Annotated in this window: 17 protein-coding genes; 7 read left to right on the forward strand and 10 right to left on the reverse strand. The window is 66.9% G+C overall.

All coding sequences use genetic code 11. The features are described 5' to 3' along the window. Positions 1–30: 30 nt before the first annotated feature. From ribD to glyA, 4 genes are read right to left on the reverse strand one after another with little or no spacing between them, the layout of a single operon-like run. The gene (gene ribD / locus UU7_RS16010; RefSeq protein WP_007810125.1) at positions 31–1,092 is read right to left on the reverse strand and encodes a bifunctional diaminohydroxyphosphoribosylaminopyrimidine deaminase/5-amino-6-(5-phosphoribosylamino)uracil reductase RibD; all 1,062 of its coding nucleotides are present in this window, start codon (positions 1,090–1,092) and stop codon (positions 31–33) included. A 32-nt stretch (positions 1,093–1,124) separates the two neighbouring features. Then, positions 1,125–1,637, reverse strand: coding sequence for a transcriptional regulator NrdR (gene nrdR, locus UU7_RS16015; RefSeq protein ID WP_007810127.1), 513 nt, complete (start codon positions 1,635–1,637; stop codon positions 1,125–1,127). Beyond that, positions 1,637–2,059, reverse strand: coding sequence for a four helix bundle protein (locus UU7_RS17790; protein WP_157582376.1), 423 nt, complete (start codon positions 2,057–2,059; stop codon positions 1,637–1,639). The genes nrdR and UU7_RS17790 overlap by 1 nt, the downstream gene beginning before the upstream one ends. A gap of 30 nt (positions 2,060–2,089) precedes the next feature. Continuing rightward, positions 2,090–3,343, reverse strand: a complete 1,254-nt coding sequence (glyA, locus tag UU7_RS16020) for a serine hydroxymethyltransferase (RefSeq protein ID WP_007810131.1) — start codon at positions 3,341–3,343, stop codon at positions 2,090–2,092. Positions 3,344–3,614: 271 nt separating this feature from the next. Here glyA and UU7_RS16025 point away from each other — a divergent pair, with 271 nt between their 5' ends. The 4 genes from UU7_RS16025 to pyrF all read left to right on the forward strand — a co-directional run bounded on the left by UU7_RS16025 (position 3,615) and on the right by pyrF (position 7,889). Then, entirely contained in the window at positions 3,615–4,511 is an 897-nt protein-coding gene (locus UU7_RS16025) for an NmrA family NAD(P)-binding protein (RefSeq protein WP_007810133.1), read from the forward strand. Beyond that, entirely contained in the window at positions 4,508–5,116 is a 609-nt protein-coding gene (locus UU7_RS16030) for a TetR/AcrR family transcriptional regulator (RefSeq protein WP_007810135.1), read from the forward strand. Before UU7_RS16025 ends, UU7_RS16030 begins: the two co-directional genes overlap by 4 nt. Before the next feature lie 145 nt (positions 5,117–5,261). Further along, positions 5,262–6,929: an energy-dependent translational throttle protein EttA gene (gene ettA / locus UU7_RS16035; RefSeq protein ID WP_007810137.1), complete on the forward strand. Its 1,668-nt coding sequence runs from the start codon at positions 5,262–5,264 to the stop codon at positions 6,927–6,929. A 141-nt stretch (positions 6,930–7,070) separates the two neighbouring features. Then, complete coding sequence (gene pyrF / locus UU7_RS16040) at positions 7,071–7,889, forward strand: orotidine-5'-phosphate decarboxylase (protein ID WP_007810139.1); 819 nt, start codon at positions 7,071–7,073, stop codon at positions 7,887–7,889. A gap of 35 nt (positions 7,890–7,924) precedes the next feature. On the opposite strand, the gene UU7_RS16045 is transcribed toward pyrF, so the two are convergent. Further along, positions 7,925–8,158 (reverse strand): hypothetical protein, encoded by a 234-nt coding sequence (locus UU7_RS16045; RefSeq protein WP_007810141.1) that lies wholly within the window; start codon positions 8,156–8,158, stop codon positions 7,925–7,927. Positions 8,159–8,352: 194 nt separating this feature from the next. On the opposite strand from UU7_RS16045, the gene UU7_RS16050 reads away from it, so the two are divergent. After that, positions 8,353–9,102, forward strand: a complete 750-nt coding sequence (locus UU7_RS16050; protein WP_007810143.1) for a hypothetical protein — start codon at positions 8,353–8,355, stop codon at positions 9,100–9,102. Between the two features lie 46 nt (positions 9,103–9,148). Here the strand turns inward: UU7_RS16050 and UU7_RS16055 are convergent, their stop codons facing one another. The 5 genes from UU7_RS16055 to UU7_RS16075 all read right to left on the reverse strand — a co-directional run bounded on the left by UU7_RS16055 (position 9,149) and on the right by UU7_RS16075 (position 12,795). After that, positions 9,149–9,517 carry a hypothetical protein gene (locus UU7_RS16055; RefSeq protein ID WP_007810145.1) on the reverse strand — a complete coding sequence of 123 codons (369 nt, stop codon included), beginning with the start codon at positions 9,515–9,517 and terminating at the stop codon, positions 9,149–9,151. Positions 9,518–9,791: 274 nt separating this feature from the next. Beyond that, positions 9,792–10,985, reverse strand: a complete 1,194-nt coding sequence (locus UU7_RS16060) for an acyltransferase family protein (protein ID WP_007810147.1) — start codon at positions 10,983–10,985, stop codon at positions 9,792–9,794. Between the two features lie 64 nt (positions 10,986–11,049). After that, positions 11,050–11,331, reverse strand: coding sequence for a DUF427 domain-containing protein (locus UU7_RS16065; protein ID WP_007810148.1), 282 nt, complete (start codon positions 11,329–11,331; stop codon positions 11,050–11,052). Further along, positions 11,331–11,867, reverse strand: coding sequence for a peptide deformylase (gene def, locus UU7_RS16070; protein WP_007810150.1), 537 nt, complete (start codon positions 11,865–11,867; stop codon positions 11,331–11,333). Before def ends, UU7_RS16065 begins: the two co-directional genes overlap by 1 nt. A gap of 133 nt (positions 11,868–12,000) precedes the next feature. Next, positions 12,001–12,795, reverse strand: coding sequence for a DUF4197 domain-containing protein (locus UU7_RS16075; protein ID WP_007810152.1), 795 nt, complete (start codon positions 12,793–12,795; stop codon positions 12,001–12,003). A 173-nt stretch (positions 12,796–12,968) separates the two neighbouring features. Here UU7_RS16075 and UU7_RS16080 point away from each other — a divergent pair, with 173 nt between their 5' ends. After that, on the forward strand, positions 12,969–15,044 hold the full coding sequence (locus tag UU7_RS16080; protein WP_007810153.1) for a carbon starvation CstA family protein: 2,076 nt from the start codon (positions 12,969–12,971) through the stop codon (positions 15,042–15,044). Position 15,045: 1 nt separating this feature from the next. Next, positions 15,046–15,240, forward strand: coding sequence for a YbdD/YjiX family protein (locus UU7_RS16085; protein ID WP_007810154.1), 195 nt, complete (start codon positions 15,046–15,048; stop codon positions 15,238–15,240). Positions 15,241–15,338: the final 98 nt, after the last annotated feature.

Below are 15,338 nucleotides of genomic sequence, written 5' to 3' on the forward strand. Positions count from 1 at the left end.
AGTGTTCACCCGGGTGCCACAACACCTGGCTCAGGCTGGTCGCAGCTGCAATCGCCAGTCCGCGCCCAGCAGTTGCTGCTGCCGCAGCGTGAGTTGCCAGCGCTGCGCCATGTCGGTGAGGGCAGGCAGTTGCAGCAGCGGCCGGGCCCTGTCGCCCAGCAGGATCGGCGCGACATACAGCAGCAATTCGTCGACCAGGCCGGCGGCGAACAGCGCGCCGCACAGCGTGGGGCCGGCCTCGACATGCACCTCGTTGCAGCCGCGGCCGGCCAGCAGACCGAGCACGGCGTGCAGGTCGATCATGTCGCCCCGTGCCGCCACGGCCATCCGCTCGACCCGGGCGAAACGTCCGTCCGCACAAGATGCCGCGGCGCCATGCAGGACGAGGGTCGGCGTCGACCCGTCCAGCACGTGGCTGCCGGGCGGCGTGCGCAGCTGGCGATCGAGCACCACGCGCAGCGGCGGGCTGAACTCCTCGTCGTCGCCCAGTCGCACGGTAAGTCGCGGATCGTCGGCCAGCACGGTGCCGCTGCCGGTGAGGATCGCCGAGCTGCGGGCGCGCCAGCGCTGCACGTCGGCACGCGCGGCCTCGCCGGTGATCCATTTCGATTCGCCGTTGGCCAGCGCGGTGCGCCCGTCCAGGCTCATCGCCAGCTTCACCCGCACGAACGGACGGCCACGCTCGATCCGGCTGAAGAAGCCCGCATTCAATTCGCGGGCCGTCTCGCGCTGCAGGCTCGTCTCGACCATGATGCCGGCCGCGCGCAGCCGGTCGATGCCACGGCCGTTGACCTGCGGAAACGGGTCCTCGCTGGCGATCACCACGCGGCGCACGCCCGCGGCGACCAGCGCCTCGGCGCAGGGCGGCGTGCGGCCGTGATGCGCGCAGGGTTCCAGCGTCACATAAGCGGTGGCGCCGCGCGCCGACCCGCCCGCTTCGCGCAGCGCGAAGACCTCCGCATGCGGCTCGCCGGCACGCTGGTGAAAGCCCGTGCCGACCACGTCGTCGCCATGCGCGATGACGCAGCCGACCCGCGGATTCGGCTGGGTGGTGAACAGGCCACGTTCGGCCAGGCGCAGGGCGTGCGCCATGTGGGCATGATCGACCGCCGAAAAGGACTCCGTCACTTGCCTTCGCGCTTGCCGCCACCGAGCAGGGGCAGCTGCAGATCGGCCAGTCCCGGCAGGTCGCGCTCCAGCCGCTCGATCTCCTCGCGGAACGCCTGCACGTCCTCGAACTTGCGATAGACCGAGGCGAAGCGCACGTAGGCGACCTGGTCGAGGTTCTTCAGCTCGCGCATCACCAGCTCGCCGAGCTGGCGCGAAGGTACTTCACGCTCGCCGCTGCGGCGCAGGTCGTTGACGATCGCGCGTACCGCGGCGTCAACGTCGTTGCTGGACACCGGCCGTTTCTGCAGCGCGCGCTCGAAACTCACCCGCAACTTGCGCTCGTCGAAGGGCTCACGCCGTTCGCCGCTCTTCACGATCGCCGGCAGTTTCAGCTCGGCGGTTTCGTAAGTATTGAAGCGCTCCGCGCACTGCGGACACTCGCGCCGGCGACGCACGGTACTGCCATCCTCGGTCAGTCGCGAATCGATCACGCGGGTGTCTTCGTGCTGGCAGAAGGGGCAGTGCATCAGGGAGCGGGGAACGAGGAACGGGGAACGGGGAAATGGGAGGTCCCGGACAGTTTGCCTGACAGCGCCTTTTTCAGGGACTGAAGTTGACGGGCTATCGAACGCAATGCCGTCAACGGCGCTGCGGCGTCCCGTGCCGCGACATAGCCAAGCCGCTCCGCCAAGAGCATCTGTGTTTCCAATTCGGCCAGTGATCCCGATGACATCGACAAAAACCTCAAATAATCGCGGATCGAACTACGCGCGTTGCCTTCAGCGATGCAGGAAGCTACTGAAACAACCACTCGCTGCATTTGTGCCGTCAACCCAAAGCGCTCATCTGACGGAAATCCACGAGTCACCGAATAAACAGACTCCGCCAACTTCATGGCGTCCTGCCAAACCCGCAAGTCTCGATAGTCGCAAGCCACTGGAACCTCCATGTTCCCCGTTCCCCGTTCCCCGTTCCCGAGTCAACCGTAGACCGGAAACTTCTTGCACTGCGCCGTCACCGCCTCACGCACGCGGGCGATCACCGCCTCGTCGTCCGGTGCGTCCAGCACGTCGCAGATCCACTGCGTCAGTTCGATCACGTCCCCTTCCATGTAGCCGCGGGTGGTGACGGCGGGCGAACCGACGCGCAGGCCGGAGGTGACGAAGGGCTTGCGCGGATCGTTCGGCACGGCGTTCTTGTTGACGGTGATATGCGCCTTGCCCAGCGCTTCCTCGGCCGCCTTGCCGGTGACTTCCTTGCCGATCATGTCGACCAGCATCAAATGGTTCTCGGTGCCGCCGGAGACGATCTTGTAGCCGCGCTCGATGAAGGTCTTCGCCATCGCCTTGGCGTTCTTCACCACCTGGGCCTGGTAAGTCTTGAACGCCGGCTCCAGCGCTTCCTTGAACGCCACCGCCTTGGCCGCGATCACGTGCATCAGCGGACCGCCCTGGATGCCGGGGAACACGATCGACTGCAGCTTCTTCTCGATCTCTTCGCCGGCGCCCTTGCTCACGATGATGCCGCCGCGCGGACCGCGCAGGGTCTTGTGGGTGGTCGAGGTGACCACGTGCGCATGCGGCAGCGGGCTCGGGTACACGCCGGCGGCGACCAGGCCGGCGACGTGGGCCATGTCGACGAAGAACAGCGCGCCGACCGAATCGGCGATCTGGCGCATGCGCGCCCAGTCGACCACCTGCGAGTAGGCGCTGAAGCCGCCGACCAGCATTTTCGGCTGGTGTTCGGTGGCGAGGCGCTGCACTTCGTCGTAGTCGATCAGGCCATTTTCATCGACGCCGTACTGCACCGCGTTGAACAGCTTGCCGGAGATGTTGACCTTGGCGCCGTGGGTCAGGTGGCCGCCATGGGCCAGCGACATGCCGAGGATCGTGTCGCCCGGCTGCAGCAGCGCCAGGTAAACCGCCTGGTTGGCTTGCGAGCCGGAGTGCGGCTGCACGTTGGCGTAGTCGCAGTCGAACAACTGCTTCAGGCGCTCGATCGCCAGCTTCTCGGCCACGTCCACGTACTCGCAGCCACCGTAGTAGCGCTTGCCCGGGTAGCCCTCGGCGTACTTGTTGGTCAGTTTGGAACCCTGCGCCTCCATCACCCGCGGGCTGGCGTAGTTCTCCGAGGCGATCAGCTCGACGTGATCTTCCTGGCGGCGGCCCTCATCGGCGATGGCCCGGGCCAGTTCGTCGTCGTAACCGGCAATCGTGCAGTCCTTGGGGAACATTCTGACCTCGTGAGTGGCGGGCGGGGAAGTCCGAAAGTGTAGCCCCCACGGGCGTTTCCGGCCACTGATGGCGACCGGCACGGGCATGGCTTGAATGATCGAATGACAAATATTGAAATCTGTCAGTCGATTGTCTAACATCGGCACGCGTCGTACGCAGCCCTCGGGCCGACCCCCCAACCGGCAACGGCCATCCCCCGCACCCGCGATGACGCCCGACAGCCAGCGCGACTTCGCTGGACACCCTCCATCCTTTCTTCGAGGACATCACATGTACGCCATCATGGGCATCACCGGCCAGGTCGGCAGCGCCGCCGCGAAGTACCTGCTGGAGCGCGGCGAACGCGTGCGCGGCATCGTGCGCAACAAGAGCAAGGCCTCGGCGTGGGCCGCCCGCGGCGCCGAGCTCGTCGTCGCCGACTGGTCGGATGCGGAGGCACTGGCCGCGGCCTTCACCGGCGTCGAAGGCGTGTTCGTGATGCTGCCCGCCAACTTCACGCCCGATGCGGACTTCGCCGAACCACGCGCCCTGATCGACACCCTGACCGCCGCCCTGCGCAAGGCACAGCCGCCGAAGATCGTGGCGCTGTCGTCGATCGGCGCCCAGCAGGAACGCGACCTGGGCCTGATCACCCAGCTGCACGTGCTGGAACAGGCGCTGGACGCGCTGCCGATGCCGCGCGCCCACGTGCGCGCCGCCTGGTTCATGGAAAACCTGCGCTGGGATGTGCCGCTGGCGCAATTCGAGGGGCGGCTTGCCAGCCACCTGCAGCCGCTCGACCGCCCGATACCGATGGTCTCCACCGACGACGTCGGCCGCACCGTCGCCAGCACGCTGGAGGAAACCTGGTTCGGTCGCCGGGTGATCGAGGTGGAGGGTCCGCGACGCTACAGCCCGCTCGACATGGCGCAGTCGCTGGCCGCGGTGCTGGAGCACGACGTGGAAACGATCGCGATACCGCGCGAGCAATGGGTGGCCCGCTTCGTGGACGAAGGCATGCCGGCCGATCGGACCGCACCGCGCATCGCCATGCTGGACGGCTTCAACAGCGGCTGGATCGGCTTCGAGAAGCGTTCGACGGAACATGTCTGCGGCCGCATCCCGCTGGGTTACGTGGCGGACGAACTCGTCTGCGCCACGTTCGATGTGCTTGAATCGGCGGCATGAACGACTCCGTCCTCACCCCCGAACGCATCCTCGCCGCCGCCGAGGATGTCCTGCGCCGCTATGGTCCCGGCAAGGCCACCGTGGTCGACGTGGCACAGGCGCTCGGGGTCAGCCACGGCAGCGTGTACCGCCACTTCGCCAGCAAGGCGGCACTGCGCGAGGCGGTCCTGCGCGGCTGGCTGGCGCGCTCGATGGCGCCGCTGCAGGCAATCGCCAACAGCCGCACGCCGCCGCCGGCGCGCCTGCGCCAGTGGTTTACCACCCTGCGCCAGGCCAAGCGTGACAACGTGCTGGGCGACCCCGAGCTGTTCGCCACCTACAGCGCGCTGGCGGCGGAAGCGGGCGACGCGATCGCCGAGCACAAGGAGCGCATGCAGCAGCAGATCGCCTCGATCCTTGCCGCCGGCATGGCCAGTGGCGACTTCCGTGAGCTCGATCCGCCCGCCGCCGCGCGGGCCCTATTCGACGCCACGGCGCGCTTCCACTATCCGGGGCTTTCCCACCTGTGGAACCAGCCCGGTGAGGATGTGGCGTTTACCCGACTGCTCGACCTGCTGCTGGCCGGCCTGGCCCCGGCACCCACTCCGCCACGACGGCGCAAATAGCCGGTTGGGCCGGACCGGGGGTCGGAGCGCCTTTTCGTCGGAATGAAAAGGCACTCCGACCCCTCCTCGCCTATAATGCGCGGTTTGGTGAATTCCCTTTCCGCGCCTGCCTGTCGGTGGCGCGGCGCACGCTTTCGGAGGTTGCATGAGCTCGCAGTACATCTACACCATGAACGGTGTCAGCAAGATCGTTCCGCCGAAGCGGCAGATCATCAAGGACATCTCGCTCAGCTTCTTCCCCGGCGCCAAGATCGGCCTGCTCGGCGTCAACGGCGCGGGCAAGTCCACCGTGTTGAAGATCATGGCCGGCGTGGATACCGACTTCCAGGGCGAGGCGCGGGCGCAGCCGGGCACCAAGATCGGTTACCTGGCGCAGGAGCCCGACCTGAATCCCGAGAAGACCGTGCGCGAAGTGGTCGAGGAAGGTGTTTCCGTGATCCTCGACGCGCAGAAGCGGCTGGAAGAGGTGTACGCCGCCTACGCCGAAGACGGCGCGGATTTCGACAAGCTGGCCAAGGAACAGGAACAGCTGGAAAACCTGCTCGCCGCCAACGACGCCCATGCGCTGGAACGCCAGCTGGAAGTGGCCGCCGACGCACTGCGTCTGCCCGCGTGGGATGCGGTCATCGGACCGCTGTCCGGTGGCGAGAAGCGCCGCGTGGCGCTGTGCCGCCTGCTGCTGTCCAAGCCGGACATGCTGCTGCTGGACGAACCGACCAACCATCTGGACGCCGAATCGGTGGACTGGCTGGAGAAGTTCCTGCACGACTACCCCGGCACCGTCGTCGCCGTTACCCATGACCGCTACTTCCTCGACAACGCCGCCGAGTGGATCCTCGAACTCGACCGCGGCCGCGGCATTCCGTGGAAGGGCAACTACACCGAATGGCTGGAGCAGAAGGATGCCCGCCTGAAGCAGGAAGCGAACCAGGAAAAGTCGCGCCAGAAGGCCATCGCGAAGGAGCTGGAGTGGGTGCGTTCGGCCGCCAAGGGCCGCCAGTCCAAGGGCAAGGCCCGCCTGGCCCGCTTCGAGGAGCTGAACTCGGTCGACTACCAGCGCCGCAACGAGACCAATGAAATCTTCATCCCGCCGGGCGAGCGCCTGGGCCAGGAAGTGATCGAGTTCAAGAACGTCACCAAGTCGTTCGGCGACCGCGTGCTGATCGAGGACCTGTCGTTCAAGGTGCCGCCGGGCGCGATCATCGGCGTGATCGGACCGAACGGCGCCGGCAAGTCCACCCTGATGAAGATGATCATGGGCAAGGAGACGCCGGACTCCGGCGAAGTGAAGCTGGGCCACACCACCAAGCTCGCCTACGTCGACCAGTCGCGCGACGCGCTCGACCCGAAGAACAACGTGTGGCAGGAAGTGTCCGGCGGCTCGGACATCCTCACCATCGGCAACTTCGAGATCCAGTCGCGTGCCTACATCGGCCGCTTCAACTTCAAGGGCACCGACCAGCAGAAGATCGTCGGCAGCCTGTCCGGCGGCGAGCGCGGCCGCCTGCACATGGCCAAGACCCTGCTGCAGGGCGGCAACGTGCTGCTGCTCGACGAACCGTCCAACGACCTCGACGTGGAAACCCTGCGCGCGCTGGAAGACGCGTTGCTGGAATTCCCCGGCAGCGCGATCGTGATCTCGCATGACCGTTGGTTCCTCGACCGCATCGCCACCCACATCATCGCCTTCGAGGGCGACTCGCACGTCGAGTTCTTCCCCGGCAACTACAACGAGTACGAGGCCGACAAGAAGCGTCGCCTCGGCGACGAAGGCGCGCGGCCGCATCGGGTGAAGTACAAGAAGCTGGCGTAATGCCCTTGCTCCCTCCCCTGCTTGCAGGGGAGGGCTGGGGAGGGGTCAAGCTCTTGATCTTCCCCGCCAGCCCGGGCAACCCCCTCCCAGCCTCCCCCTGCACGCAGGGGGAGGAGCAAACCTCGGTGACCGGAGACCCCGATGCACTTCATGCAGTCCCTGCAGCAGGCCTGGAAAGACCACGACTCACTGGTCTGCGTCGGACTCGATCCGGAACCGGCGAAATTCCCCGCGCACCTGCGCGGCACGCCCGACGCGGTGTTCGCGTTCTGCGCCGCCATCGTCGACGCCACCGCCGACCTGGTCTGCGCGTTCAAGCCGCAGATCGCGCACTTCGCCGCGCTGCGCGCCGAGGACACGCTCGAACGGCTGATCGCGCACATCCACGACAAGCATCCCGGCGTGCCGGTGATCCTCGACGCCAAGCGCGGCGACATCGGCAGTACCGCGCAGCATTACGTCAGCGAAGCCTTCGAGCGCTTCGCTGCCGACGCGGTGACCCTGAACCCGTACATGGGCCGCGATTCGATCCAGCCGTTCCTCGACCGCGCCGACAAGGGCGTGATCCTGCTCTGTCGCACTTCCAACCCGGGCGGCGCGGATTTCCAGGCGCTGGATTGCAGTGGGCAACCGCTCTATCTGCGCGTGGCCGAGACCATCGCCCGCGACTGGAACGCACACGGCAACTGCGCCCTCGTCACCGGCGCCACCTGGCCGGAGGAACTGGGCAAGGTGCGCGCGGCGGTCGGCGACATGCCGCTGCTGGTGCCGGGCATCGGCGCCCAGGGCGGCGACGTGGAAGCGGTGTTGCGCCATGGCCGCACGGGCGACGGCACGGGTCTGATGATCAGCTCGTCGCGGGCGATTCTTTACGCGGGACATGGCGAGGACTTCGCGCTGGCCGCGCGTGCCGCCGCCAGCGAACTGCGCGACACCATCAATCGTCATCGGCACGATTGAATGAGGCATGCGCCGGCACGTCGCCGGCGCATCGGTCACACCGCGGCGGACTTCGCCGCGTGCTGCATCTTCGTCTTCAGGTCGAGCGCGTCCGCCGCATCGAGCAGCGCCCGCGCAAAACTGCGCACCTCGGCTGGCCGCAGGGCATACCAGTTGCCGCTCTTGCCCACCTCGGCCGCATTGCGTCCCGCGCGTGACACGCAATGCGGCCGGAAGATCACCATGCCGGTCAGCGACTCCGAACTGATGTCGGCAGACACGATCTGCATGTGTGTTTCATCTTCTTTCTTCACCGGATTTCTCCCGGGCGGGATTCCGCCCCGGCTCACTCTACGCCATCGCACGTTCCTGCGATGTTTTCTGATGGCACCTGGCGTTCGCCAGCGCTGTAGGCTTGGTTCCTGCCGGTGGCGGCCACCGGCCGCTCCACCGCGCAGCCCTCTTTCCCCAAGGAACTCAACGCATGTCCGACCGGAACGACATTCCCATGGAAGACTGGAATCGCCTGCAACATGAAGTGGCCCGTTTGCGTGTACTGGTGATCGTCGCCCTGCTGGCGGTGATTGCCCTGGCCGCCATGTCCCTGCTGCGCAAACCGGAGGCGCCGGCCAAGCCCGACGCGATCATCCGCACGCAGGGCCTGGTGATCACCGATGCCCAGGGCCACGACCGCATCCTGATCGGCGCACCGGTGCCGGCCAGCAAGGACCGCACCCGCAAGGATGATGCTTCGGACGGCATCATCTTCCTCGACAGGACCGGTGCCGACCGTCTCGCGGTCGGGCAGACGCCGACCCTGCATATCGATGGCAAGACCTACAAGCGTCGGGGCGACGACAACAACTACGGCATGACGCTTTACGACACCAAGGGCAGCGAGCGCGGTGGCATGGCTTCGATGGGCAGCGGACGCGTCGGCATCGCCCTCGATCGGGCCACGCCCCCGTACGAGGCCATCGGCCTGATGGTGGACGACCAGGACAATTTCGCCGGGATGTACATCAACTACGGCGACCCCAAGGCCCGGGGAGCGGCCTTTGAAATGGGTACCGATGCCAAAACCGCCCATGTCCAGTTCAACGGCATGGATGGACTTGCACGCGCACAATTGAATCTCGATGACGCCAGCAAGCCGGCGTGGCAGTTCGATGATGCCGCCTCGGCGAAGGCCGCCGCGGAGAAGGAACAGGCCGCGCAGGCCGAAAAGCACTGAGCAACGCGACGGCGGGCCATGGACGGCCCGCGTCCCCGCCGCGAGCTCAGCGCATGTGCACCCAATACACCCGGGTGCCGTTTTCGGCATCTTCGGCGCGAAGCCCGGCACGGCCTTCGACCACGATGCCCCAACGCGAGCGCATGCGGCCTGCCTGCAGGTAGTCGATACGGACATTCTCGGCCGGGGAAATGACGAAGTTCGCCGCGATCACCAGCACACCCTCGCCTTCGTACAGCAACGACGCGGGACGGCCCACCACCGCCCCCCAGCCCACGTGCAGTTCGCACGGAACGGGCTCGAACGCGCCCCGATGATCCAGCCCCCATCCCGCCGTCTTGTCGAGCAGGGACTCCAGGTCGGGATGGTCCCAATTGACGACATGGCGTGACGGCGGTGGCTTGGCATGTTTCATGGTGCCGATGTTCCAGACCTCTCCCGGACGTTGTGCGGTGCACCCGCCAGCGCTCTTCGTTCCTTGCAGCGTCGGATCGGGCGCTGTCAGGGGCGGCAAGCACTGCACTTCCGGAAAGTACCGCGGGCCTGGTCAAGATGGCGTCCACACCCGCACACCCTTGAACAGCCACGGACGCGATGCGGCAAACATCACGCATCTCGCCGCGACCACGCCGCACTGCGCCCGCTCGGCGCGGCCTGCGTCATGAAGTTCCGCGTGGTGGCGTCTGCGCTCAGTCGACCGCCATCGCCACCGGGGCAGCTGCCGCCGTACGCGGGCGCAGCAGCCGTGCCCGCAACCAGCGCTCGCATGGCAGCGACAGCCAGCGCTCCACCGCCTTGCCAAGCAGCCAGCACAGCGGCAGCGCCAGCAGGTACCACAGGTGCCCCCAACGCGGATCGCCGCCGGCCAGCCGGAAAATCCGCACCACGGCGAACACCACGAACATGTGGCTCAGATAGATCTCGTAGCTGAGCCGCCCCCACGAACGCAGCCAGCCCAGCCCGCGCCACGGTTGCCACGGACCGCGCCGCTGGCGCTGCTCGCAGGCCAGCAGCAGGCACAGCGCCGAGACCGCCAGCAGCAACAGGTAGCCATCGCGAAGCAGCTGCCACATCGCGGCCCCGAAGATCGTTGCCGCGATCAGGCCGACCGCGCCGAGCCAACCCAGCAGCCCGCTGGTGCGTCGTGGCGGCAAGCGCCAATGCGCTGCCAGCAGCGCACCCAGTACACCGATGGCGATCGCCGACATGCCGGGCAGGTACGCCTTCTCCTGCCAGATCTCGTTGCCACGCAAGGCCGCGTGCGTCCACGGCATCGACAGCGCCAGCGCGCCCAGCACCAGCATCAGCACCCCACGCCGACGCGTCGCCAGGCAGACCAGCGGGAAGCCGATGTAGAACACTTCCTCGATCGACAACGACCACAGCACGTCCCAGTTGCCGGGCAGGTAACCGGTCCGTCCCTCGTACCAGTTCAGATGCAGGCCGAGCGCGGCAACGATCGCCCGCGGCAGCGACTGGCCCTCGCGATGGATCACGTAATCCTGCACGCCCAGCAGGTGCAGCACGCTGAGCACCAGGATCAGCGCCAGCAGGCAGGGCACGATGCGGGCGAAGCGCCGCGCGTAGAACGCGCGCAGGTCGATCCGCTCCAGGCTGCCCCGGCGACGCAGCGCATTGCCCGCGATCAGGAAGCCGGAAATCACGAAGAACACGAACACGGCCTCGTAGCCGTTGTAGTTCAGGCGGCTCAGCAACCATGGCGGCAGCACGTCGGCCAGCGCACTCTGCTTCAACGGAATGCGCAAGCCCAGGTGGTTGAGCACCACCAGCACGATCGCCAGCCCGCGCAGCAGATCAATGCCGGGGTTGCGGGCGCGTGTCGCTTCGACGGCATTTCCGGAAGAGGCTGGCACGGTCTGCATGGATGAAGCCGCATCGAGACGATGCCGCATCATCGACGAGCGCCGGGGCCTCGGCAACTGCACCTCAGTCGATGACGCGTATCCCTTTCCAGAAGGCGACGCGCCCCGCGATCTGCGCGGCGGCTTCCTTTGGGTGCGGGTAATACCATGCGGCCTGCGCATTGACCGCGTCACCGACGATCACGTCGTAGTAGCTGGCCGTGCCCTTCCAGGGGCAGACGCTGTGATGATCGCTCTCGCGGAAGTATTCATGCCGCAACGACGCAGCGGGAAAGTAGTGGTTGCCTTCGACCACGACGGTATCGTCGGTTTCGGCCAGAACGGCGTCGTTCCAGGTGGCTCTCATCAGTCGTCTCCCAGCTCCTGCCCCGGAAACAGCACATCGGTGTAGCCGAAGCGGCTGAAGTCGGTGATGCGCGACGGATACAGCCGGCCGATCAGGTGGTCGCATTCGTGCTGCACCACGCGGGCGTGGAAGCCTTCGGCGCGGCGGTCGATGCGTTCGCCTTGGGGGTCGATGCCCTGGTAGCGGATCAGGCTGTAGCGGTTCACCGCGCCACGCAGGCCCGGCACCGACAGGCAGCCTTCCCAGCCCTCCTCCATGTCCTGCGACAACGGCGTGATCACCGGATTGAGCAGGATCGTGCGCGGCACCGCCGGCGCCTCGGGGTAGCGTTCGTTGTTGTCGAAACCGAAGATCACCAGCTGCAGGTCGACACCGATCTGCGGCGCCGCCAGCCCCACGCCGTCGGCGGCGTGCATGGTGTCGAACATGTCGACGATCAGCGCATCGAGCTCGGCCGTGCCGATCATCGCGGCGGGCACGCTCGGCGCGACGCGCAGCAGGCGCGGATCGCCCATCTTCAGGATTTCACGAATCATCGGAGCCTCGCCTTGAACGCTGTTACTGGATGATTTGTGGTCGATGCGATGTCGATGCAAGCGGCGATGCCAATGCTGCAAGAGCGAAAAGCCAGGCAAAGCCCGTACCGGTTTGCCGAAGCCGCAAGCGGCTTCAGCCGCCGAACACCTTCTTCAGCAGATCGGTGGTGCGCGCGCCGGGGTTGTGGCGGATCGACTGCTCCTGTTCGCCGATCGTGGTGAACAGGCCGTCCAGCGTCTTCTTCGTGACGTAGTCGTCCAGGTCCAGCGCGTTGCCGTTCCTGCTCGACTTGCCGCCACCGAGCGACCCCAGCAAGCCGCCCAGTTCGCCGCCCGCGCTGCCCGAGGTGAACGACTTGTACTTCTGGGTGACGCCGACGCTGTCGGTGGCCCTGGCCACGATCGGGTGGATGCGCGCGGTCAGCGCGTCGCCGGCGACGCGACGGAAGAAGTCGGTGGCCGCATGGTCGCCGCCGGCGAGGATGCCCCGCGCATCGCTCAGCGTCATCTTGCGGATCGCGTCGCCGAAGATCTCGGCCACCTGGGGCACCGCCTTTTCCGCCGCCCGGTTCATGCTCAGCTCGAACGCATCGACCCTGGCGCCCTGGCCGAGCTGTCGCGCCAGCTTGCCGGCCTGTTCCAGCTTGCCCGGCAACGGAATGCGCACCTTGCTGTTGTTCCAGAAACCGCCGTCGCGGCCCAGGCTGTTGATCGCATTGGTGGTGCCCTTGGCCAACGCCTCCTTGAGGCCGGCGGCGATGTCACTGCTCGGCAGGTTGCTGCCCAGCTGCGAGGAGGTCGAGCCGTGGGTCGACTGCTTGACCTTGTTCAACAAGTCCTTGAACTGGCCGGCACCCATCGCCGCCAACGGCACCATCGCCGCAGCGAGAGCCAGTCCGAACACGCCGTGGCGAATGGCGATACGCATGACCAATTCCTCGGGATCGACAGGGCGATCAGTGTAGCCCTGCAATCCCGCCCATGGCGTGATCTCCATCGCCACGCCATTCGACCAATGGCTAATGCCGCTTTGCGGGTTTTGGGATTGACCCCGCCGCCCGACGGGCAGACCCTTGGGCGACCACCGAGGAGAGCCCAGCCATGCAAGCCACCGTCATGCCCAAGCCCAGCCCGGCCAGCAAGATATTGTGGGTCGCCATCGCCATCGTGGGCGCGTTCTGCCTGGGTGTGGTGGCGCTGCGACGAGGCGAGCCGATCAACGCGATCTGGCTGGTGGCCGCCTCCATTGCGATCTTCGTGATCGGCTACCGCTTCTACGGCAAGTTCGTCGAGCACTCGGTGCTGAAGCTGGACCCGACCCGCGCGCCGCCCTCGGTGCTGCGCAACGACGGCCTCGACTACGTGCCCACCGACAAGTGGGTGGTGTTCGGCCACCACTTCGCCGCGATCGCCGGGGCCGGCCCGCTGGTCGGTCCGGTGCTGGCCGCGCAGATGGGCTACCTGCCCGGCACCTTGTGGATCCTGTTCGGCGTGGTGTTTGCCGGCGCGGTGCAGGATTTCATGATCCTCGGCCTCTCGCTGCGCCGCGACGCCCGCTCGCTGGGCCACATGCTGCGCGAGGAGCTGGGCCCGGTGCCCGGCCTGGTGGCGATGATCGGCGTGCTGGTGCTGATGATGATCGTGCTGGCGGTGCTGGCCCTGGTGGTGGTCAAGGCGCTCACGCACAGTCCGTGGGGCACCTTCACCGTGGCCGCCACCATTCCGATCGCGTTGCTGATGGGCGTCTACCTGCGCTGGTTCCGGCCCGGCCGGATTCTCGAAGTCTCGATCATCGGCCTGCTTTTGCTGCTGGCGTCGATCTGGGCCGGCCGCTTCGTGGCCGAGTCGGCCACGCTGGCGCCGCTGTTCGACTTCGACGCCAAGGCGCTGGCCTGGTGGCTGATCGGCTACGGCTTCTGCGCCTCGGTGCTGCCGGTGTGGCTGCTGCTGGCGCCGCGCGATTACCTGTCCACCTTCCTCAAGATCGGCACCATCGCGCTGCTGGCGCTGGCGATCTTCCTGTCCGCGCCGATGCTGCAGATGCCGGCGGTGACGCGTTTCATCGACGGCAGCGGCCCGGTGTTCGCCGGCAACCTGTTCCCGTTCCTGTTCATCACGATTGCCTGCGGCGCGGTGTCGGGCTGGCACTCGATCATCGCCTCGGGCACCACGCCCAAGCTGCTGGCCAACGAAAGCCAGGCGCGCATGGTCGGCTACGGCGGCATGCTGATGGAGGCGTTCGTGGCGATCATGGCGCTGGTCGCCGCCGCCTCGCTGCACCCGGGCGTGTACTTCGCGATGAACGCGCCGGGCGCGATCATCGGCACCACCGTGCAGGACGCCGCCACCACGATCAGCCAGTGGGGCTTCGTGGTGACTCCGGACGAATTGATCCAGACGGCCAGGAACATCGGCGAGAACAGCATCCTCAGTCGCGCCGGCGGCGCACCCACGCTGGCCGTGGGCATGGCCCAGCTGCTGCACAACATCATCCCCGGCGGCGGCATGATGGCGTTCTGGTACCACTACGCGATCCTGTTCGAGGCGCTGTTCATCCTCACCACGGTCGATGCCGGCACCCGCGTGGGCCGCTTCATGATCCAGGAGATCACCGGCCTGATCCACAAGCCGCTGCAGGAAACCGACTCGTGGACCGGCAACCTGCTGGCCACCGCGATCTGCGTGTTCATCTGGGGCTACTTCCTGTACCAGGGCGCGGTCGACCCGCTGGGCGGCATCAACACCTTGTGGCCGCTGTTCGGCATCGCCAACCAGATGCTGGCCGCGATCGCGCTGATGCTGGCCACCGTGGTGGTGGTGAAACTCAAGCGCGAGCGCTACGTGTGGGTGCCGGGCATCCCCGCGATCTGGCTGATCATCTGCACGCTCACCGCGGGCTGGCAGAAACTCAGCGGCCCGATCAGCTTCACCGCCGCCGCCAACAAGTATTCGGCCGCGATGCAGCAGGGCCAGTTGCTGGCCCCGGCGAAGACCCCGGCCGAGATGCAGCAGATCGTCACCAACAACTACGTGGACATGGCGCTGACCGGCCTGTTCATGCTGCTGATCGTGGCGATGGTGGCGTTCTGCCTGCGCGCGCTGGTCAGGGGCTGGAAGGCGAACCACCCGACCGCGCACGAGGAACCGTACGTGGCGCTGACCAGCGTGGCCGGCTGAGATGGACGCGACCTTCCGGTCCGTGCGCAAGTGGGCGGTGCAGACCGCCCGCCTGTGCTGCGGCGTGCCCGACTACGACGTCTACGTGAAGCATCTGCGCGAGCATCATCCCGAGCGCAAGGTGCCCAGCTACGGCGAGTTCTTCCGCGAACGGCAGGAAGCCCGCTACAAGGGCGGCGGCGGGCGCTGCTGCTGATCCGCCACGATCCTGATGCCCTGCCGGTGATCGCCGTGCCAAAGCGCACTGGCGATCCCGGCCCAGGCGAGGACAATGGGCGGATTGCCTGTACCGCC

The organism is Rhodanobacter spathiphylli B39 (genome assembly GCF_000264295.1).
Taxonomy (GTDB): Bacteria; Pseudomonadota; Gammaproteobacteria; order Xanthomonadales; family Rhodanobacteraceae; genus Rhodanobacter; species Rhodanobacter spathiphylli.